General features: G+C 69.7%; 34 protein-coding genes. 21 read left to right on the plus strand and 13 right to left on the minus strand.

The genetic code is table 11. The features are described from left to right. Positions 1–11: 11 nt before the first annotated feature. The 12 genes from AB7O82_RS12050 to AB7O82_RS12105 all read right to left on the minus strand — a co-directional run bounded on the left by AB7O82_RS12050 (position 12) and on the right by AB7O82_RS12105 (position 5,785). Positions 12–1,124: a hypothetical protein gene (locus AB7O82_RS12050; RefSeq protein ID WP_428619462.1), complete on the minus strand. Its 1,113-nt coding sequence runs from the start codon at positions 1,122–1,124 to the stop codon at positions 12–14. A gap of 4 nt (positions 1,125–1,128) precedes the next feature. Beyond that, the gene (locus tag AB7O82_RS12055) at positions 1,129–2,064 is read right to left on the minus strand and encodes a hypothetical protein (protein WP_428619465.1); all 936 of its coding nucleotides are present in this window, start codon (positions 2,062–2,064) and stop codon (positions 1,129–1,131) included. After that, positions 2,061–2,267 (minus strand): hypothetical protein, encoded by a 207-nt coding sequence (locus AB7O82_RS12060; protein ID WP_428542317.1) that lies wholly within the window; start codon positions 2,265–2,267, stop codon positions 2,061–2,063. Before AB7O82_RS12060 ends, AB7O82_RS12055 begins: the two co-directional genes overlap by 4 nt. A gap of 9 nt (positions 2,268–2,276) precedes the next feature. After that, positions 2,277–2,852 carry a hypothetical protein gene (locus AB7O82_RS12065; protein WP_428542320.1) on the minus strand — a complete coding sequence of 192 codons (576 nt, stop codon included), beginning with the start codon at positions 2,850–2,852 and terminating at the stop codon, positions 2,277–2,279. Continuing rightward, positions 2,853–3,308 carry a hypothetical protein gene (locus AB7O82_RS12070; protein WP_428542323.1) on the minus strand — a complete coding sequence of 152 codons (456 nt, stop codon included), beginning with the start codon at positions 3,306–3,308 and terminating at the stop codon, positions 2,853–2,855. Between the two features lie 310 nt (positions 3,309–3,618). After that, positions 3,619–3,864, minus strand: coding sequence for a hypothetical protein (locus AB7O82_RS12075; RefSeq protein WP_428542326.1), 246 nt, complete (start codon positions 3,862–3,864; stop codon positions 3,619–3,621). Continuing rightward, entirely contained in the window at positions 3,861–4,157 is a 297-nt protein-coding gene (locus tag AB7O82_RS12080) for a hypothetical protein (protein WP_428542329.1), read from the minus strand. The genes AB7O82_RS12075 and AB7O82_RS12080 overlap by 4 nt, the downstream gene beginning before the upstream one ends. Beyond that, the gene (locus AB7O82_RS12085) at positions 4,154–4,384 is read right to left on the minus strand and encodes a hypothetical protein (protein WP_428542332.1); all 231 of its coding nucleotides are present in this window, start codon (positions 4,382–4,384) and stop codon (positions 4,154–4,156) included. The genes AB7O82_RS12080 and AB7O82_RS12085 overlap by 4 nt, the downstream gene beginning before the upstream one ends. Further along, positions 4,381–4,572, minus strand: a complete 192-nt coding sequence (locus tag AB7O82_RS12090) for a hypothetical protein (protein ID WP_428619467.1) — start codon at positions 4,570–4,572, stop codon at positions 4,381–4,383. The genes AB7O82_RS12085 and AB7O82_RS12090 overlap by 4 nt, the downstream gene beginning before the upstream one ends. Next, complete coding sequence (locus AB7O82_RS12095) at positions 4,572–4,985, minus strand: helix-turn-helix domain-containing protein (RefSeq protein ID WP_428542338.1); 414 nt, start codon at positions 4,983–4,985, stop codon at positions 4,572–4,574. The genes AB7O82_RS12090 and AB7O82_RS12095 overlap by 1 nt, the downstream gene beginning before the upstream one ends. 75 nt (positions 4,986–5,060) lie before the next feature. Continuing rightward, the gene (locus tag AB7O82_RS12100; protein ID WP_428542341.1) at positions 5,061–5,456 is read right to left on the minus strand and encodes a hypothetical protein; all 396 of its coding nucleotides are present in this window, start codon (positions 5,454–5,456) and stop codon (positions 5,061–5,063) included. Continuing rightward, positions 5,456–5,785, minus strand: a complete 330-nt coding sequence (locus tag AB7O82_RS12105) for a helix-turn-helix domain-containing protein (RefSeq protein ID WP_428542344.1) — start codon at positions 5,783–5,785, stop codon at positions 5,456–5,458. Before AB7O82_RS12105 ends, AB7O82_RS12100 begins: the two co-directional genes overlap by 1 nt. 95 nt (positions 5,786–5,880) lie before the next feature. Here AB7O82_RS12105 and AB7O82_RS12110 point away from each other — a divergent pair, with 95 nt between their 5' ends. Beyond that, positions 5,881–6,093 carry a helix-turn-helix domain-containing protein gene (locus AB7O82_RS12110; protein WP_428542347.1) on the plus strand — a complete coding sequence of 71 codons (213 nt, stop codon included), beginning with the start codon at positions 5,881–5,883 and terminating at the stop codon, positions 6,091–6,093. On the opposite strand, the gene AB7O82_RS12115 is transcribed toward AB7O82_RS12110, so the two are convergent. Further along, positions 6,090–6,341, minus strand: coding sequence for a hypothetical protein (locus AB7O82_RS12115; RefSeq protein ID WP_428542350.1), 252 nt, complete (start codon positions 6,339–6,341; stop codon positions 6,090–6,092). The genes AB7O82_RS12110 and AB7O82_RS12115 overlap by 4 nt on opposite strands. Positions 6,342–6,904: 563 nt before the next feature. On the opposite strand from AB7O82_RS12115, the gene AB7O82_RS12120 reads away from it, so the two are divergent. From AB7O82_RS12120 to AB7O82_RS12215, 20 genes are all read left to right on the plus strand, one after another. After that, positions 6,905–7,240, plus strand: a complete 336-nt coding sequence (locus AB7O82_RS12120) for a hypothetical protein (RefSeq protein ID WP_428619469.1) — start codon at positions 6,905–6,907, stop codon at positions 7,238–7,240. 102 nt (positions 7,241–7,342) lie between these two features. Continuing rightward, entirely contained in the window at positions 7,343–7,552 is a 210-nt protein-coding gene (locus tag AB7O82_RS12125; protein ID WP_428542356.1) for a hypothetical protein, read from the plus strand. Further along, positions 7,549–7,698: a hypothetical protein gene (locus AB7O82_RS12130; RefSeq protein WP_428542359.1), complete on the plus strand. Its 150-nt coding sequence runs from the start codon at positions 7,549–7,551 to the stop codon at positions 7,696–7,698. The genes AB7O82_RS12125 and AB7O82_RS12130 overlap by 4 nt, the downstream gene beginning before the upstream one ends. Further along, complete coding sequence (locus tag AB7O82_RS12135) at positions 7,695–8,012, plus strand: hypothetical protein (protein WP_428542362.1); 318 nt, start codon at positions 7,695–7,697, stop codon at positions 8,010–8,012. The genes AB7O82_RS12130 and AB7O82_RS12135 overlap by 4 nt, the downstream gene beginning before the upstream one ends. Continuing rightward, positions 8,009–8,170, plus strand: a complete 162-nt coding sequence (locus tag AB7O82_RS12140; RefSeq protein ID WP_428542365.1) for a hypothetical protein — start codon at positions 8,009–8,011, stop codon at positions 8,168–8,170. Before AB7O82_RS12135 ends, AB7O82_RS12140 begins: the two co-directional genes overlap by 4 nt. Further along, a complete protein-coding gene (locus AB7O82_RS12145; protein ID WP_428542368.1) occupies positions 8,167–8,361 on the plus strand; it encodes a hypothetical protein in 195 nt (64 codons plus the stop codon). Before AB7O82_RS12140 ends, AB7O82_RS12145 begins: the two co-directional genes overlap by 4 nt. After that, positions 8,349–8,549 (plus strand): hypothetical protein, encoded by a 201-nt coding sequence (locus AB7O82_RS12150; protein ID WP_428542371.1) that lies wholly within the window; start codon positions 8,349–8,351, stop codon positions 8,547–8,549. The genes AB7O82_RS12145 and AB7O82_RS12150 overlap by 13 nt, the downstream gene beginning before the upstream one ends. Beyond that, positions 8,546–8,794 carry a hypothetical protein gene (locus AB7O82_RS12155; protein WP_428542377.1) on the plus strand — a complete coding sequence of 83 codons (249 nt, stop codon included), beginning with the start codon at positions 8,546–8,548 and terminating at the stop codon, positions 8,792–8,794. Before AB7O82_RS12150 ends, AB7O82_RS12155 begins: the two co-directional genes overlap by 4 nt. Continuing rightward, positions 8,791–9,261, plus strand: a complete 471-nt coding sequence (locus AB7O82_RS12160) for a hypothetical protein (protein WP_428542380.1) — start codon at positions 8,791–8,793, stop codon at positions 9,259–9,261. Before AB7O82_RS12155 ends, AB7O82_RS12160 begins: the two co-directional genes overlap by 4 nt. After that, on the plus strand, positions 9,258–9,500 hold the full coding sequence (locus AB7O82_RS12165) for a hypothetical protein (protein ID WP_428542383.1): 243 nt from the start codon (positions 9,258–9,260) through the stop codon (positions 9,498–9,500). The genes AB7O82_RS12160 and AB7O82_RS12165 overlap by 4 nt, the downstream gene beginning before the upstream one ends. 9 nt (positions 9,501–9,509) lie before the next feature. Further along, positions 9,510–10,214, plus strand: a complete 705-nt coding sequence (locus AB7O82_RS12170; RefSeq protein ID WP_428542386.1) for a hypothetical protein — start codon at positions 9,510–9,512, stop codon at positions 10,212–10,214. Position 10,215: 1 nt separating this feature from the next. Then, positions 10,216–10,638 carry a RusA family crossover junction endodeoxyribonuclease gene (locus AB7O82_RS12175; protein WP_428542389.1) on the plus strand — a complete coding sequence of 141 codons (423 nt, stop codon included), beginning with the start codon at positions 10,216–10,218 and terminating at the stop codon, positions 10,636–10,638. Beyond that, positions 10,638–11,240: a hypothetical protein gene (locus AB7O82_RS12180; RefSeq protein WP_428542392.1), complete on the plus strand. Its 603-nt coding sequence runs from the start codon at positions 10,638–10,640 to the stop codon at positions 11,238–11,240. The genes AB7O82_RS12175 and AB7O82_RS12180 overlap by 1 nt, the downstream gene beginning before the upstream one ends. Continuing rightward, positions 11,237–11,419: a hypothetical protein gene (locus tag AB7O82_RS12185; protein WP_428542395.1), complete on the plus strand. Its 183-nt coding sequence runs from the start codon at positions 11,237–11,239 to the stop codon at positions 11,417–11,419. Before AB7O82_RS12180 ends, AB7O82_RS12185 begins: the two co-directional genes overlap by 4 nt. Continuing rightward, positions 11,416–11,613 (plus strand): hypothetical protein, encoded by a 198-nt coding sequence (locus AB7O82_RS12190; RefSeq protein ID WP_428542398.1) that lies wholly within the window; start codon positions 11,416–11,418, stop codon positions 11,611–11,613. The genes AB7O82_RS12185 and AB7O82_RS12190 overlap by 4 nt, the downstream gene beginning before the upstream one ends. Next, the gene (locus tag AB7O82_RS12195) at positions 11,610–11,828 is read left to right on the plus strand and encodes a hypothetical protein (protein WP_428542401.1); all 219 of its coding nucleotides are present in this window, start codon (positions 11,610–11,612) and stop codon (positions 11,826–11,828) included. Before AB7O82_RS12190 ends, AB7O82_RS12195 begins: the two co-directional genes overlap by 4 nt. A 4-nt stretch (positions 11,829–11,832) precedes the next feature. Beyond that, a complete protein-coding gene (locus AB7O82_RS12200; protein ID WP_428542404.1) occupies positions 11,833–12,537 on the plus strand; it encodes a hypothetical protein in 705 nt (234 codons plus the stop codon). A 199-nt stretch (positions 12,538–12,736) separates the two neighbouring features. After that, on the plus strand, positions 12,737–14,266 hold the full coding sequence (locus AB7O82_RS12205) for an AAA family ATPase (protein WP_428542407.1): 1,530 nt from the start codon (positions 12,737–12,739) through the stop codon (positions 14,264–14,266). Between the two features lie 15 nt (positions 14,267–14,281). Next, positions 14,282–14,986 carry a hypothetical protein gene (locus AB7O82_RS12210; protein WP_428542410.1) on the plus strand — a complete coding sequence of 235 codons (705 nt, stop codon included), beginning with the start codon at positions 14,282–14,284 and terminating at the stop codon, positions 14,984–14,986. A 93-nt stretch (positions 14,987–15,079) separates the two neighbouring features. Then, a complete protein-coding gene (locus tag AB7O82_RS12215; RefSeq protein ID WP_428542413.1) occupies positions 15,080–15,415 on the plus strand; it encodes an HNH endonuclease in 336 nt (111 codons plus the stop codon). Positions 15,416–15,464 lie beyond the last annotated feature (49 nt).

Consider the following 15,464-nt stretch of genomic DNA (forward strand, 5'->3'; position numbering starts at 1 on the left):
CTATCCTCCCGTCAGTAGGCAATGCGGGTGTGCGGGACCTTGCCCTGCGCGATGGCCGTGACGACGGCGACGGCCTGCTCGCGCTCGATGGCCGCCTCGCCGATCAGGCTTGCGACGATCTCGTTGTTGATCGCCGCCCGATGTTTCTTGTCGGCGGCTCGCTTGGCGGCCGCGGCTTCCTCCTCGGCCTTCTCCGCCGCCTGGCGCTGGCGTTCGGCCTCGATAGCCGCGACCCGCTCGCGCTCCGCCTTCTCCGCCGCCGCCCGCTTCTCGGCCTCGACGCGCTTGGCGGTTGCCTCGGCCTCTTCCCTCGCGCGCGCCTCGGCGAGGACCCGCGCACGCTCGGCCGCCTCTGCCTTCTCTTCGGCGCGGCGCTTCTCGTCTTCGACGCGGCGCCGCTCGCGCTCCGCCTTCTCGGCAGCGGCCTTGGCCTCTGCCTCGGCACGCTTCTCCGCAGCGATGCGCGCCTTCTCCGCCGCCTCGGCTGCGATCCGCGCGTCCCGCTCCTTCTGCTCGCGCTCGGCCTGCTCGCGGCGCAGCCGCTCAAGCTCGGCGCGTTCGGCCTCGCGCTTTGCCGCGGCGTCGCGCATCCTGGTCAGGGTCGCGAGCGTCGCCGAACGCATGTCGTCGGCCCGCTTCTGGAACTCCTGCCAGTCCCTCGCCGGCAGGTTCTCCATCGCGGCGAGCCGGCCATCGATCTCCGTAGCCGTCGCATCGGCATCGAAGACGCCGATCCTTCGCATCTCTTCGAGGGCGGCTTCATGCGCCGCAATCCGCCGCCGGTCGGCGGCCTCCCATTCGTCGAGCGGCTTCCGCACTTCGTCGCGCAAGGCGTCGAGCGCTTCGCGGATGCGCCGGCGGTCGGCATCCACAACGGCGGCCTTCTGCTTCCAGTCGGCGACCAGTTGCTTGCCCATGTCGTCGAGGGCGGTCTTGGACCGGGCGACCTTGTAGGCGAGCGACGCCACGGCGGACCGGCCGGCCGGCGTCGAGATATCGGTCGAGATCGACCGGACCTCCGCCGTGATCCGGTCAAGGATCGCGTCCACGCCACCCGGCACGAAGACCATCTCGGCCTTGAGCGTGCGGCTCGTCGTCAGTTCGCCCTGAACTTCGGCATTCATCCGATCAGCCTCCCATGAGTGAGTTCAACATCTGGCCCCGGCGCGGCCGGCGCTCGGCCTCTTCGACCTCGCGGGCCAGCCACTGCGATTCCTTCCACGCGGGGTATTCGGGCCGCACGACCTCCGGCGGGTAGGCGGGCCACGCGCCCGTCGCCATCGCCTCGCGCCAGAGGCGGATCGCGTAATCGAGCCGCTTCCGGCCCATTGTCAGCGTCGCCTCGGTCAGCTCGACCGGCGTCAAGGCGTAGGGCGGTTCGTTCTCCTGGCAGACGAACCGGTGGCGACGGCGCCCGCGATTGTCGGGGTCCACCGCGTCGAGGGCCCGCTCGTGCATCGCCGCCTGGATATCCCAGCCGGCGTCGGCCATGAGCCGCCCGACCGCGTGCGGGGCGGCGGAGAGCGCGGTTGACTTGTAGTCGACCGGGCGCGTCGGCTCGGCCATCCAGTCGATCATGGTCCGGAACCACAGGCCGTCCTCCTGCCACGCGACGACGACCTCGCCGTGACCGATGCCGTCGGCGAAGACGTCGGTCCAGCCGGCGGCGTCGAGTTGCGCCCGGGCCGCCGCGACCATCGCGACCGCGCGGGCGTGGTGCTTCTCGAGGATCGGGACGCGACCGGCGTCGAGCGCCTCAGCCTTGAACGCCTTCGCCTCCTTCGTCCGCCAAGTGTCAAACCCGGCGACCGCCAGCGTCTTGCCGCGGCCGATCAGCATGGCGTGGGCGGCGTTGCCGATCGCCTGGGCGACCACGTAGGACTCGGGCGCCTCGTCGTCAGCCTCGGGCGGCGTCAACCGCGGATGCGCGGCCGCGGCGTGGGCCGGCGACCGCTCGATCAGCAGCTTCGCGATGCTCTGGGTGAACGATGGCGCCGGACATGGATCCCGATGATAGGCGTCGACCGGAAAGTCGAAGTAGAAGCCGGGCTGGTCGATGATCAAAGCAGCCTCCCGGCCTGTTCCTCGCGCTCGGCGACGGCGCCGTAATCGGCCGCGATCTCGTCCATGATGGCGATGCCGCGGGCCATCTCGGCCTCGGTCATGTGGCCCTCGGCGACGCGACGGCGGTAGACGCCGCGCCGGTAGCCGGCCTCGCGCTGGGCGGCGCGCATCTTCTCGCGGGGTGTGAAGGTCGCGGTCATCATGCTCGGCTCCTATGCGACGGACAGGGCGACGACGCGGGCGCCGTGCGCGCGGGCGAACGCGGCGGCGGCCTCGGGCGTGTCGAAGATCGCGGCCTCGGCGTGGAACGGCTCGTCCTCGCCGTCGGGCGTCGTCAGGATGAACCGCCCGGCGTCCGGCCCGTAGGCGGCGCGGTCGTCGGCGAGCTGCCAGATGGCGACGGGGGTCATAGCCGATACCAGCGACATCTCTTTCAGGAAGATGGTGAGGTCCCCAGAGTTGCCTCGCCATTCTGGTGATGCCGGGTCGCGAGGGTGCATCTTGCGCCACTCGTCGAAAGCATCCCCGTCATAGTCGATATACTGGTGATCCCATGTTGGGTCTGCGTAATATTCAATCTGAAGGAGCTTCAGCGCATGTACTAGAAGCTCTCTCACCACGTCATCGTAGAACTGGTCCAGGAAGTCGATGACGTGCTTGTGAGTGTCGCGACGCTCGCAGGTGCGGCTAGCCGCCCAGACGGCCGCAAAGATGAAGTATCCGGCGGTGACATCCTCTACGGTGATCGGGTCATAGATCGCCCGCGCTTCGAATGGGATGCGTACCATCTACGCGCCCCCCGTCAGCCTGACGAGCGCCTTCTCGGCCTGCCGCAGGGCGACCAGCCGGTTGCCGTCGTAGGTCCAGTGGCCGGCGCGGCCTAGTTCGCTGGCGATGCGCCCCCGGCACTCGGCGAGCACGTCCTCGGCGGTCATGCCGGGGCGCGGCGGCCAGATGCACGCGTGCTCGACCCCGTACACCGCCCGCGTGATCCGCCAGCGGCTGCGGAACGGGATCATCTGGTCGATCACCGCGTCGTCGAGTTGCGCGGCCGTCCGGTCGCGAGCGCGCCGCGCCACCATGTCGTCGATGTCCACGATCGCCCGGTCTATCGGGTCCGGCGTCCGGCGGACCTCCGTCGCCATGGACGCGATGGCGTGGCACAGGTCGGCGCCGGTGATGGCGAGCGCGCGGCGGCGCTCGATCTCGACCGATGCCCAGAGCTTGTCCTTGAGGGTGCTCATGGCGCGCTCCCCTCGGGGAGGCGGGTGAGTTCGGCAAGCGGCTCCAGCCACGACGACGTGCCGTAGGCGACCCAAGCCACGTCCCTGTAGATGTGGATAATCTCGCCGCCGACCGACCGGGCTCGGTGTCCATTCCGCACCGTGTCCCCCACCTTCAGCGGGCGGGGGCTCGACGGAGAGGATGGCGGCAAGCGGCACCCAGTGTTCGCCGAGCGTCGTCGCCACCTTGACTGATGCTCCATCTGAGTCGATATCGACGACTGTCTCGCGCACCGTCACCACCACGGCGCCGGGGTAAAGCTCGCTGCGGTCAACCATGGGAGGCTCCTTCGGAAAGCCTGACGAATGCCGCAGCGCGCGTCTCGAATGCCTTCGCCTCGATGCGGGCCTGTTGCCGCTGCCGCCTCGCGACCGCCTGCGGCCCGTTCAGGCCATTGCGCCGGTACTCGGCATGGCGGCCCTCGCGAATAGCGGCGCGCTCCTGCTGGCGCTGCATGCGGCGCAGGGCCGTCTCAATCTCCGCCGGGGTGAGCGGACGCTGGCGACGCATGGTCATGCGGAGGCTCCTTCGGTGGCCTTGGCGAGGGCGGCGCGGGCGGCCTCGCATGCGTCGTTGACGGGGTCGCTCTCCCAGCCTTCCGGGAGCGCGCGGCGGAATTCGTCATTCGCGGCGATGATGTTGGCCAGCGCCTCCGCCATGTCCGGAGCCGCCGCAATCAGGCATCCGACAGCTTCGCTTTGCTCGCCATGGGGTATGATTGCGACGGTCGCCTCATCGTTGTCCTCAGAAACGACCTCGCCGATGTCGAGGTAGACCCACCTCCACGCCGTCCACGCCCGCCCGCTCATGCCGCCATCCTCCGGCCGAACACCTCGCCGATGGGGACCGCCTCGGACGCAGGCTCGCCGGTCCAGAAGCGGCGCTCGATCCGGATGCTGTCGAGGCCACGGTCGATCATCAACCGATCCGCCGCATCCGCCAGCGACGGCGCGACGACGACCTGGGCGCCGCGGACGATGGTCCCGTTCCGCCAGTAGGCGAAGCCGAGGAACCAGCGCTGGTCGAGCGGGTTCACGGCCGCACCTCGGTGAAGAAGCCGCCGAAGTAGAGCAGCGTTGCCGACACGAATAGCGCGATCAGCGCGGCGGTGCCGTTGAACTTGCCGGTCTTCGGCTCGCCATCCATGGCGACGGCAACAAGCACCACGACGCAGGCCCACACCGCCCATGTGATCTGCGGCCACTGCCAGACGAAGGTGCCCATCACGCCGCCCTCGCCGGGATGGCGGGCTCGTTGGCGTCCGCCAGCGTGGCGATGATCCGGCGCACGGCGCTCTTCTGCCGCTCGCTGAGCCGGGCGGCCTCGCGGGCAATCGCGAGGTCAGCCGCCGATAGCGTGGCGAGGTCACCCGCCGGCGCCGCGCCCGGCCCGTCGCCGAAGAAGTAGGCCGGCGCGACGCCAAGCGCCTCGGCGATCTGGATCATCCGCGAGCCGGAGACCCGGTTCGTCCCCTTCTCGTATTTCTGGACCTGCTGGAAGGTGACGAAGCAGGCGGCGGCGAGCGCTTCCTGGGTCATGCCGATCTGCATCCGGCGGAACCGGACGCGCTGGCCGATCTCGATATCGGCGGTCTGAGGGCCTTGCTTCCGTGCGGTGTTCGCCATGTCGCGCTCCATCGTTGATGGAGGCAATATACGCAGCGCGCATAAATGGCGTCAACAGGAAAATGCGCTAGGCGTATATCTGGGCGGTCAGTCCGACGATGTGACGGGGAGCGGAGTTGGCTTCTTCGGCGCGGGAGGCGGCAGGACCGGGGGCGGGCATCCCTTCTCGGCAGCCGCGGATGTGAGCGCCTGGTGCTCGCCCTTCAGGACGGCGATGTCGGCTTCGCGGCCCTTTGCTCCGCCCATCATGGTCGGGGTGAGGCCGACCAGCACGCCAAGGACGATATCGGCTCGGCGCTGGTCCCGCTGGTCCGCCGTCTGCTCAGTCAGGCGCGGGACGACAATCGCAAGCTCCGCGTTGATCTGCTCGCAGCTTGCCGAGGCGTATTTGTTGGCAGACACATAGGTCGGCTGGATCGCTTTCGGGTCGCTGGCGCACGCCGCGGTCAGAGCCGCCACGGCGAAGACGGCAGCCGCGCGCACTATTCGCCCGACGCCCGCTTGAGCCCGCGAAGGATTTCGACGGCCCGGACCTTGTCGGGCTGCGGCAGCGTCTCCCAGATCGACCATGGCGCCTCCGGATCGAGCGGATTCCTCATGATGAGGTCCGCCGGTTCGCAGCGGTAGGCATAGGCCGCGGCTTCAAGAAAGTCTTGGGTGTAGGCGATCAGGCCGCGCTCGATTCGGCTGAGCGTCGCCTGCTCGATGCCAATCCGCTCGGCGGCGGCCTCCTGCGTCAACTCGCGATGCTTTCGCCACTCGCGGAAGAACGTGCGGCGCCGAGGCCGCTTCTGCGCCAGGGGATGCTTCATCCGGGCAGGGTATTCCGACGCGGTGTGGAGCATTAGGGCGCCCTACGCATTTTATGCTTGACCAGTATTATTCGCGGCGCGTATGTTTCGCGGTCATGAAGCTCGACACATACCTCGCCGAGGAAGGGCTGACCGAGACGCGCTTTGCGGCTCTCGTCGGCATCTCGCAGCCGCATGTAAACCGCCTGAGGGCTGGCAAAGCCTGGCCGGCGCGGGATCTCGTTGAGCGCATTCGCGCGGTGACCGGGGGCAAGGTGACGGCCGACGACTTCCTGACGTCGCCCGCCCAGCCTGAGGCCGCCGCCTAATGGCCGCGCGCTTCCAGCATGCGCTTGGCCGCCAGCCGGAAGCGGAGAAAGTCCCCGCGCGGCATGTGCACCCGGAACACCTCGTGGTTCTCCCCGGCCCGGCCGACGAAGTAGACGAGCGTGAACACCTCGCCCTCGTCCCGAAGGACGGCCCCGTTCGCGAAGACGTCGGGCGTCCCGTACCCCTCGATGATTTCCGGCTCCTCCAGATCGTTCAGCGTCGCGATGATCGGCCATTGTCGCGGCATGCAGTTTCCCCGAGTTGGCCCCCCATCGGCAATTCTGACACTGCATCGCTTTGCCGGCGCACCTATTCGTTGCCGCGAATGGAACTTTTCCACGGCGCAGCGCGGGTAGGGTTAACCCGGCGGATTCGAGGCAAATCGCATTCCGGCCGCAGGGCCGGTCACCAGCTTCGCCGCCCTCTTCCTCCCTGCGGCGGAGAACCCCAACTGCCGGGCGGCTCCGGTCGCCCGGCCTTTTCCCATTCTCGAATTCCTGAGCCTGCCACTGGCGTTGATCCGGATCGGAGCGGAATTCGATCCGGGGAGCTGCTGGCGGGGGCAATCGATGTCGCCGGCCTGCGGGGGACTCGGTTGCCGGATTTGCGCAGGACGGCCAGCCGCCAGGCCGATGAAGCTCGCCCTGCGGGGAGAGCGGCGGCACCCATCTCATTCGCGTGCGGCGGACCCCGGCCGAGGGCCACCCGGCCGGCCTTGAGCACGCGGGTGACGGTCGCCGGGCGCCTCGCACCTCGCCCGTCGTCGCTCCCGGCGACCGCTTCTCTCTCGTCATCTCGATAGGTGCAATCATGCGCGTAGCTAACGGCCTGGCGGCTTTTGACGCAAACGACCGGTGGCGGTCGAAGGTGCCCGAGCAGTTGGCGGCGATTACCGGCCATTCCACGCGCTCCTGCGAGCGCTGGCTCGCCGGCCACGTCGACCCGGACGGCCCGGCGACTCTCTCGCTGATGCTCAGCCCGCACGGGCCGACCTTCATCGAGGCAAAGGTCGGCGAACTGTCCCTGAAGCAGCAGACCGCCTTCTGGGAAGAGATGAAGCGCGCGGCCCGCCGGCACGAGCTGCGGCTGCGGCGCGCCAAGATCGACGCCGAGGAGCGCGATCTGATTACCGACAGGCTGTTCTAGCGCGTCCCGAGCCGGGGCGGCGCTCCCCCGGCATCTCCGACCGCCTGACCGAGATGCGGCACATCTCATGGACGGGAAGGTCGGCCAACGGAGACAGAGGCCATGCGGCGACTGCTCGCCGAAATTGCCTTCGCGCTCGCCGAGTGGCGCGCTGACCAGGCGGAACGCGCGGAACTCGCGTCCGACCGGCGGCGGCTTCTCGACAAGTCGGAATGGTGGACCGACGCCGAGGCGTGGATCATCGGCCTCGGCGGATGGCGCGACCTTCGCGACGCACGCGCCCGGCTGCGGCGCAAGGCGGTGCGGCCGTGACCGCTCTTGCCACCATTGCCGCCCCCGTCCTCGGCGCCCTGTCGCTGATCATCGGCATCTATCTCAGCCTGTACGGCAACCGGGCGGTCGGCATCTTCTGCATGGCGTGCGGCGTCATCGCCATCATCGCGGCGGTGCGGCCGTGAAGAAGCTCGTCCGCGTCTCCGATCACGCCATCGTCCGCTGGCTGGAGCGGGTGAGGGGCGTCGATATCGAGGCCTTCCGCGCCGAGATCGTCGCCACCGTGCAGCCCGCCGTCGATGCCGGCGCCAAGCAGATCAGCGTCGGCGGCGTCACCTACATCCTCGACGGCGCGGTGGTGACCACCGTCTCGCCGAACGCCTCGCCGACCTCGACCCGGATCAACGGCATCCGGGCGAACGGCGTGACGCCCAAGCGCGGGGACGTCGGCCGGGCGGACTTCCACCGGGCCATTCGCCGGGGGAGGGCGCACGCATGACCGCCGACTTCCTCACCGTCATCATCGCTGTGGTCGTCGCCATGCTGGCGATCGGGATCGGCGCCGCGCTCGCCCTTCTCCTGGCGGGCCTCAAGGCTGGTGCGCGCGAGCCCCGCGACTGGGATCACCCGCGCCCGCCGAGGAGGCTGCGGTCATGACGACCATCACGATTTATTGGCAGGCGGTGGGGTGGTTCGTTCTTGCCCTCATCGTCGGAATCATCGGCTTCGTTCTGGCGCTTGCGGCGGGATCGACCGAAGGCAGGGACGGCGAGGCGATGGCGTCCCTGACGTGCCACGTGGTCTGTGCCGCTCTCGTCGGGCTCGGCGTGCAGGCATGGCACCCATGACCCGCCTCGCCCGCTGGCTCCTCGCCCCCGACGCCGATGTCCGCGCCGTCGCCGCGCTCTACCGGGCCGCGCGCCGGGACCGCGCGATCCGGGCCGAGGTGGCGGGGCAGCTCGCCGAGTCCCTCGCCGGCCTGCCGGTCGGCACCGTCGGCCGCGTGCCGGTCATCACATACGGGAGCCAGCCGTGATCCGCGCCCTGCCGCTCGCCGCCTGTCTCGCGCTCGCGCCTTTCCCGGCGCCCGCCGCGCTGGTCGCCAGCGAGGACGCCTGCGCCGAGACCCGCACGATCACGTTGATGGTCGTCACGCCCGCCGGCCCGGTCCTCGTCCACGTCATCGCCTGCACCCGCCGCTGCTACGTCGAGCCGGGCACCGCGCCGGACTGCCGGACGGATGCCGCCCGCCGACGGATCAACGCCGTGGGGCGGCCATGAGCTTCGACTGGCGCAAGGAGTTCGAGCGGCAGCACGGCAGGCTGCCGAAAAGGGACCCACAGAGCCCCTCTAACCGCGATGCAAGCGCGGGCGGCGAGGCATCAGGGCAGGGGGCCGTTCCGCCGGACGCCCCTGCCACACCCCCGGCCGGAGAAGGACGGGTCCTCTCGGACCACGATCCGCAAATCGGGCCGACGGGCAAGAAACTTGTGCCGGCGGGCCGCGAGGGGCCTTCACCGAGAGGGGGAGGCGGGCCGGACGAGCCGGGTGCGCCGACCGCGGCGCTGACGCCTCCCCCATGCCTTCCCGATCCCGTCCTGGCGCTTCTCGGCGCCGGTGACCTCGCCCATCTCGACGCCATGGCGGCCGAGGCCGGGAAGCCACGCGAGCAACTGGCTGCCGACCTGCTGGCCGACCTGCTCGCAGACGATGCCGAGGCCCACCAGCCGCAGGGAGCCGCCGCATGACCCGCACGCCCCTCCACCGCGGGCGCTGGCCCGTCGACCTCTCCGCCGAGCCCTACGGCCCGCCGCGCCAGCCGTGGACCGTCCGCATCGGCGACCGGCTGTATCGCCGCGGCGGGGCGTCGGAGCCCGTCAGCGCGGCCGCCAAGCCCGCCAGCGGGCCGGCCCGCACCATCACCGCGCTCGTCCTCGGCGACCCGCCGCCAGGCCGCAGCGCACTCGACCAGAAGCGCGGGCGGTAGGAGACCGGCATGGCACGGAAGGCGAAGAACGACGACGGCGAGACGACGGACGAGGCGAACGGCGTCGGCCACAACAGCGGCGACATGACCGAGGAGCAGCGGAAGGCGCTGACCTTCTCGCACAAGCGGCTTTACGAGAAGGCGCTCGCCGCGAAGAAGGCCGCCGACGCGGATCTCAAGAATGCGGCCAAGCGGGCCAAGGCCGAACTCGGCGACGATGCCGTGGCGCTGATCAAGGACATGATCGCGCTCGAAGGCGACGACGGCGAGGAGAAGATCAAGGCCGCGATCGACCGCCAGCGCCGCGCCGCCGAATACATGGGCCTGCCCCTCGGCGCGCAGCTCACCATGTTCGACGAACCGGACAGGACGCCGGCCGTCGACCGGGCCCGCGCCGAAGGGCAGCGCGACGGGATGCAGGGCAAGTCGCTCGTCAACCCCTACGCCCCCGAGCTCGAGCAGCATGCGGCCTATGCCGAGGGCTGGCACGACGGCCAGAAGGCTATCTTCAACCTGAAGCCGCTGGAAGACGCCGCCGAGGATGATCCCCGCCCGCGCTTCCTGAAGGAGAAGGACGCCGAACTGCCGCCGAAGCCGAAGAAGGGCCGCGGCCGCAAGACGCCCGAGGAAGCGGCGGCGGAAACGGCCGTCGCCGAGAAGGGCATCATCGCCGCCGCCGGCGAAGCGCTCGGCACCCAGGCCACGGCGCACTGACATGGAGGTCGTCGTTCATCTCCCCGGCGAGCCGCGCGGCAAGGGCCGTCCCCGGTTCAGCCCCCGCACCGGCACCGCCTACACCGACGCCGCGACCCGTCGTTTCGAGCGGGCGCTTGCCGGCGCGGCGGTGAAGGCCATGGCTGGCCGGGGGATGATCGACGGCCCGCTCTTCGTGTCGGTCGTGGCGCGGTTCGGCATCCCGGCATCGTGGCCGAAATGGAAGCGCGCCGAGGCGGCGAAGGGGGCGCTGCTGCCGACAGTCACGCCCGATGCCGACAACCTCCTGAAGACCCTCGACGCCCTGAACGGCGTCGTCTTCGCCGACGACAAGCAGATCGTCACCGCGATCGTGCGCAAGGAATACGGCGAGCCGGGGCTGACGATCTTCGTCGGGCCGGCCGCCGAAGCGAGGGCCGCCTGATGGACGCCCCGACGCCGAAGGCCGCGCACGTCTGGGCCCGCGACCCGCTGGATTTCTATATCGAGCCCGAGTGGGTGTCCGACCGGCTCTTCGCCGTCGAGCACTTCGAGGGCGGCATCCTGGATCCCGCGTGCGGGACCGGGCGCATCGTCCGCGCCGCCGAGCGCGCCGGGCTCGACGCTACCGGATCGGACATCGAAGAGCGCGCTCCCGGATTCATGTACGCGCTCGACTTCCTGTCGTCCGACTACCCGGACGAGATCCTGTTCGAGGAGGCCGGCGGCATCTGCCGAAACGTCGTCAGCAACCCGCCCTTCCGGCACGCGCGCCCCTTTACCGAAAAGGCGCTGGCGCTCGCCGACGGGAAGGTCGCCATGCTCCTGCCAACCCGCTGGATGAACTCGGCGAGCACCGGGCGCTGGCTCGAGACGACGCCGCTCTGCCGCGTCTGGCTGCTCGGCCCGCGCCCCTCCATGCCGCCCGGCGCCGCGATCCTCGCCGGCGAGAAGCCCGGCAACGGCACCGTCGATTTCGCGTGGTTCGTCTGGATGCGGGGATACCAGGGCACGCCGCGGCTCGGTTGGCTGAGGAGGGACGGATGACGCCCGCCGTAGCAGACCTGATCACCCGCGCCGAGGCCCTGATCGCCTCGCTCACCTACGACAATTCCGGCAGCGCGGGACGCGGCGGCAACGGCGGGCTGATCAGCCGCGACACCATCCGCAAGGCAGACGAGCTCCGGCTCGCGATCTACGAGGCGAAGAAGGGCATGCCGGAATGAACGCCCCCATCGTCCTCTACCGCCGGCGCGAGACCGTGCCGTCAGAGCGCCTCCGGGCCGCATGCGACGGCTACCGCGTCGCCGTGGAAGCCCGCGAGATCGCCGCCGACCTCGGCTGCTCCGGAGACATCTACGACGCGCTGACCGCACTCGCCGAGCGCGAGGCAGCCCGCCACGAGGAGCGCAAGGCATGAGCGCGCCCGACGATCTGCCGCTGCCACTCCCCAGTGAGCGACGCCGTGGCCTGATCACCGCCGTCATCGGCATGTGCCTCTGCGCCCGCGGCAACGGCGCCGACGACACGTCGCTGAAGCTCGCCCTCCTCAACCTCCGTTCCGGCCCCGTCGGCATTCTCCGCGACGACGAGGCCGCCACCCTCATCTCAGACCTCGGCATCGGGAGCGCCTGAACCCATGGCCCGCATCCGCAGCGTTCACCCAGGACTGTCCACCGACGAGGCCTACATGGCGATGTCCGCCTACGCCAAGGCGGCCTGGCCGACGCTCTGGACCGAGTGCGACGACAGCGGCATTTTCGAGTGGAAGCCGCTCGTCCTGAAGGCCCGGCTGCTGCCCGCCGACGCGGTCGACTTCGAGACGATCATGGAGGAATGGGTTCGGCTTGGAGCGGTCCGTAAGCTCACTCTGGACGGAAGGAGTTACGGAGCGGTTCGGAACTTCTGCCGCTTTCAACGCCCGAAAAAGCCGAACTACAGGGACTTATTGCCAGACGAGTTCCGTACCTACGTGGGCTTGAAGCCCGCCGAGTTCGGAACCAGTTCCGAACTTTCTCCGCAGATGGAGAAGGAGAGGGAGAAGGAGGAAGAAAGAGAAGAAAGAACTCCCGTCGTCGAATCTCCGCCGCGCGCGAAAACCTACGCCTTCGCCGCCCGTCACATCCGGCTCAACGACGACGACTTCAAGCGATGGTCGGAGAGCTTCCCCCACCTCGAGCTCCGGGCCGAGCTCGAAAGCCTCGACGCCTGGGCTGGCGAGCAGGGCAAGAACTGGTTCAAGGCCGTGTCCGGCGCCCTCGCCAAGCGCGAGCGCCTCGCCGCGGACGCCGCCCGACGATCGCGGGACGGCCCGTCGCAAGCCCTCGATCCTCGCCTCGCATAGCCGCCAGCCATGCGCTCCCCAGGCGAGATTCTCCGCGACCACGGCATCACCGAACGCACCGGCGGAAAGTACCTCACGACATGCCCGAAATGCTCACACACCCGGCGAAAGAAGCGCGAGCGCTGCCTCTCGGTGAAGGTCGATTCGCTCGGCGTCCAATGGTGCTGCCATCACTGCGGCTGGAAGGGAGGCGAGCTCTATGAACGCGATCGGCAAGCTCCACGCCAAGTGGCTGGAAAACCGCGGGATCAGCGCGGAAACGGCCGTCAGATCAGGGATATTTACCGCTGAGCGGGCCGAATCCGGCGAGGTGATTCCCTCCGACCGCGGGAACATCCTCGTCTTCCCGTTCGCCGAGCGTGGTCGCATCGTCGCCGAGAAATACCGCGGGCCGGAGAAGCGCTTCTGGCAGCGCGCCGGCGGACGCCGAACGTTCTGGAACGCCGATGCGATCGACGATCCAGCCCTTGAGGACGGGCGCCAGGCGCTGATCATCACCGAGGGCGAGATGGATGCCCTCTCGGCCATCGAATGCGGGTTTCCGCTCACCGTGTCGGTTCCAGACGGCGCCCCGCCGGTCCCGGAAGGCCGCACGCCTGACGACCTCGACCCGATCGACCCGAACGCCGAGGGCGCCGGCAAGTTCGAGTTCATGTGGAACAATCGCGAGCGGCTGAAGGCGGTGAAGCGCTTCATCATCGCGGTCGACAACGACCCGCCGGGGCAGCGCCTCGCCGCTGAGCTGGTGCGCCGCCTCTCGGCCTCCCGCTGCCTCTTCGTGAGCTATCCGGACGGCTGCAAGGATCTCAACGACGTGCTCGTCAAGCACGGCGCCGAAGCGGTCGCCACGGTGCTGAACGGCGCCAGGCCCTATCCGGTCCGCGGCCTCTACCGGCTGTCCGAATACCCAGAAGGGCGCGAGATCGAGGCCTACTCCGTCGGCTGGGAGACGGTCGACAAACACTGCAAGGTCTTCCCGGGCGAATTCATGGTGGTGATCGGCATCCCGGGTCACGGCAAGTCGGCCTTCGTGCTCAACATCGTGGTCAACCTCGCCGAGCGCTACGGGTGGCGGACGGCGCTCTTCTCGCCCGAGATGCCCGTCGTCCCGCACCTTCGCGACACGCTCCGGCGCATGGTCATGCGGCGCGGCCTCGAGGCCTTGACTGTGACCGAGCGCCGCCGGGCCGACGAATGGATCGACGCCTCGATCGTGTTCATCGACGCCGATCCGACCGGCCGCGTCGACCAGGACTTCGACCTCGACTGGCTGATCGACCGCGCGACCGATGCCGTGCTCCGCGACGGGATCCGGATGCTGGTGATCGACCCGTGGAACGAGCTCGAGCACGCCCGCCGGGCGAACGAGAGCTACACCGAGTATGTCGGCCGGGCGATCCGCGCGCTGAAGCGGTTCGGCAAGCTCTACGGCGTCGCGATTGTCGTCGTGGTGCATCCGACCAAGGAAGTCGGCAAGGACGGCAAGAGCCGGCCGGTGACCCTCTACGACGCCGACGGAAGCGCCCACTGGTTCAACAAATGCGACCACGGGCTGGTGATCGACCGGCCGGACCCGACAGCCAACGAGACTCTGGTGCGGGTGTCCAAGGTGAAGTTCGTCCCCGAGACGGGCGAGCGCGGCGCGGTGCGGCTCGCCTTCGACCGGACGACGCGGCGCTTCGAGATGCTGGCCCATGCGGGCCAGGAAGCCTTCGCCATGACGGCCTGACCGCCCATGCGCCGGATGGACATCGAGGCCGCCCTGCAGTGGGCCTACCGCGACGAGCTGCCCAAGGGCGACGGCGGCGGCGGGCTCGGCATGTACCGCGCCGGCGGGTTCGTCGACTACGGCGTCTCGATCGACAAGTGGGACACCGAGCCCGGCTTCCCGTCCGCCATGGGCGACCCGCACCCCGACGCGCTCGCCATCGAGGCCGCGGTCAACAAGCTCCAGCCCATGCCGATCGACGCGGCCGCGCACCGCGACTGGCTCGCCCCGGAATGCGCCGCCATGATCGACGCGGACGACCGGATCATGCGCAACCTGATCGTGGACGTGCGGCCCTACGTGGCGATGCACGCCAAGATGGGCACCCGGCCCGAATGGCGGGTCGAGTGGCACATCAGCCGCAGGATCGGCGGCAACGGCAGCCCGATCGTGCTCGGCATGGACACCAGGCGCCGCTACCTCGACGGGTCGCACTGCCCGCTTGAGATCGCGCCGGACCCGCGCGAGGTGCTGAACGACCGGGCCGAATACACCTGCTGGCACGAGGCGCTGATGGAACTGACCGACGCGCTGGCGGGCCGGCTGAGCGACCGGATCGTGCTCCCGCCCGAGGCGCCGGCCCGGCCTTGGGTGGACGGCGAGACGCGGCGGGCCATCCTCGCGGACCTCACCGCGCGACCCTTCCCAGCCCGCAACACAGCCCGCCTGAGAGCCTCTTGACAGCGCGCTCGGAGCTTGACAGTCTCGCGCGTGCCGATTTGCGCCCCGCGGAACCACCCCACGGGGCGCTTCGCGTTTCAGGGGACGGCGGCCATGCCACTCCCGCGCCTGCCGACCCGCCTGAAGCCCGTCGACACCCGCAAGCTCAAGCCGCCGCCCAAGACGGTCGACCCGCACTACCAGTCGCCTGAGCATCGCGCCTGGGCAGCCACCGTCATCGACCGGGCAGGCGGACGCTGCGAGTTCACCACCGGCGGCCTCCGCTGCACACGGGCCCGGCCGGCACACCGCATGTTCGCCAACCACAAGGTCGAGCGCCGGGACGGTGGCGCACCGCTCGATCCCGCCAACGGCGAGTGCCTCTGCGGCAGCCACCACACACGCGTCACCATGCAGGCGAGGGCACGGCGACACGGCCTCGACCGCTGACCGGGAGGGGGGAGGGGTCGGGATTCGGGCCATGGGGCCCCGGACAGAT

The sequence above is a fragment of the Reyranella sp. genome (assembly GCF_050185545.1).
Taxonomy (GTDB): domain Bacteria; phylum Pseudomonadota; class Alphaproteobacteria; order Reyranellales; family Reyranellaceae; genus Reyranella.

Excerpts from the sequence above, each read along its gene's own strand:
- AB7O82_RS12150 (WP_428542371.1), top strand. The coding sequence starts at position 8,349 with ATGGCACCCATGACCCGCCTCGCCCGCTGGCTCCTCGCCCCCGACGCC.
- AB7O82_RS12160 (WP_428542380.1), top strand. The coding sequence starts at position 8,791 with ATGAGCTTCGACTGGCGCAAGGAGTTCGAGCGGCAGCACGGCAGGCTG.
- AB7O82_RS12145 (WP_428542368.1), top strand. The coding sequence starts at position 8,167 with ATGACGACCATCACGATTTATTGGCAGGCGGTGGGGTGGTTCGTTCTT.
- AB7O82_RS12050 (WP_428619462.1), bottom strand. The coding sequence starts at position 1,124 with ATGAATGCCGAAGTTCAGGGCGAACTGACGACGAGCCGCACGCTCAAG.
- AB7O82_RS12090 (WP_428619467.1), bottom strand. The coding sequence starts at position 4,572 with ATGGGCACCTTCGTCTGGCAGTGGCCGCAGATCACATGGGCGGTGTGG.
- AB7O82_RS12080 (WP_428542329.1), bottom strand. The coding sequence starts at position 4,157 with ATGAGCGGGCGGGCGTGGACGGCGTGGAGGTGGGTCTACCTCGACATC.
- AB7O82_RS12195 (WP_428542401.1), top strand. The coding sequence starts at position 11,610 with ATGAGCGCGCCCGACGATCTGCCGCTGCCACTCCCCAGTGAGCGACGC.
- AB7O82_RS12110 (WP_428542347.1), top strand. The coding sequence starts at position 5,881 with ATGAAGCTCGACACATACCTCGCCGAGGAAGGGCTGACCGAGACGCGC.
- AB7O82_RS12105 (WP_428542344.1), bottom strand. The coding sequence starts at position 5,785 with ATGAAGCATCCCCTGGCGCAGAAGCGGCCTCGGCGCCGCACGTTCTTC.
- AB7O82_RS12120 (WP_428619469.1), top strand. The coding sequence starts at position 6,905 with ATGCGCGTAGCTAACGGCCTGGCGGCTTTTGACGCAAACGACCGGTGG.
- AB7O82_RS12075 (WP_428542326.1), bottom strand. The coding sequence starts at position 3,864 with ATGACCATGCGTCGCCAGCGTCCGCTCACCCCGGCGGAGATTGAGACG.
- AB7O82_RS12175 (WP_428542389.1), top strand. The coding sequence starts at position 10,216 with ATGGAGGTCGTCGTTCATCTCCCCGGCGAGCCGCGCGGCAAGGGCCGT.
- AB7O82_RS12165 (WP_428542383.1), top strand. The coding sequence starts at position 9,258 with ATGACCCGCACGCCCCTCCACCGCGGGCGCTGGCCCGTCGACCTCTCC.
- AB7O82_RS12200 (WP_428542404.1), top strand. The coding sequence starts at position 11,833 with ATGGCCCGCATCCGCAGCGTTCACCCAGGACTGTCCACCGACGAGGCC.
- AB7O82_RS12095 (WP_428542338.1), bottom strand. The coding sequence starts at position 4,985 with ATGGAGCGCGACATGGCGAACACCGCACGGAAGCAAGGCCCTCAGACC.
- AB7O82_RS12190 (WP_428542398.1), top strand. The coding sequence starts at position 11,416 with ATGAACGCCCCCATCGTCCTCTACCGCCGGCGCGAGACCGTGCCGTCA.
- AB7O82_RS12140 (WP_428542365.1), top strand. The coding sequence starts at position 8,009 with ATGACCGCCGACTTCCTCACCGTCATCATCGCTGTGGTCGTCGCCATG.
- AB7O82_RS12210 (WP_428542410.1), top strand. The coding sequence starts at position 14,282 with ATGGACATCGAGGCCGCCCTGCAGTGGGCCTACCGCGACGAGCTGCCC.
- AB7O82_RS12205 (WP_428542407.1), top strand. The coding sequence starts at position 12,737 with ATGAACGCGATCGGCAAGCTCCACGCCAAGTGGCTGGAAAACCGCGGG.
- AB7O82_RS12070 (WP_428542323.1), bottom strand. The coding sequence starts at position 3,308 with ATGAGCACCCTCAAGGACAAGCTCTGGGCATCGGTCGAGATCGAGCGC.
- AB7O82_RS12180 (WP_428542392.1), top strand. The coding sequence starts at position 10,638 with ATGGACGCCCCGACGCCGAAGGCCGCGCACGTCTGGGCCCGCGACCCG.
- AB7O82_RS12215 (WP_428542413.1), top strand. The coding sequence starts at position 15,080 with ATGCCACTCCCGCGCCTGCCGACCCGCCTGAAGCCCGTCGACACCCGC.
- AB7O82_RS12185 (WP_428542395.1), top strand. The coding sequence starts at position 11,237 with ATGACGCCCGCCGTAGCAGACCTGATCACCCGCGCCGAGGCCCTGATC.
- AB7O82_RS12060 (WP_428542317.1), bottom strand. The coding sequence starts at position 2,267 with ATGATGACCGCGACCTTCACACCCCGCGAGAAGATGCGCGCCGCCCAG.
- AB7O82_RS12065 (WP_428542320.1), bottom strand. The coding sequence starts at position 2,852 with ATGGTACGCATCCCATTCGAAGCGCGGGCGATCTATGACCCGATCACC.
- AB7O82_RS12125 (WP_428542356.1), top strand. The coding sequence starts at position 7,343 with ATGCGGCGACTGCTCGCCGAAATTGCCTTCGCGCTCGCCGAGTGGCGC.
- AB7O82_RS12115 (WP_428542350.1), bottom strand. The coding sequence starts at position 6,341 with ATGCCGCGACAATGGCCGATCATCGCGACGCTGAACGATCTGGAGGAG.
- AB7O82_RS12170 (WP_428542386.1), top strand. The coding sequence starts at position 9,510 with ATGGCACGGAAGGCGAAGAACGACGACGGCGAGACGACGGACGAGGCG.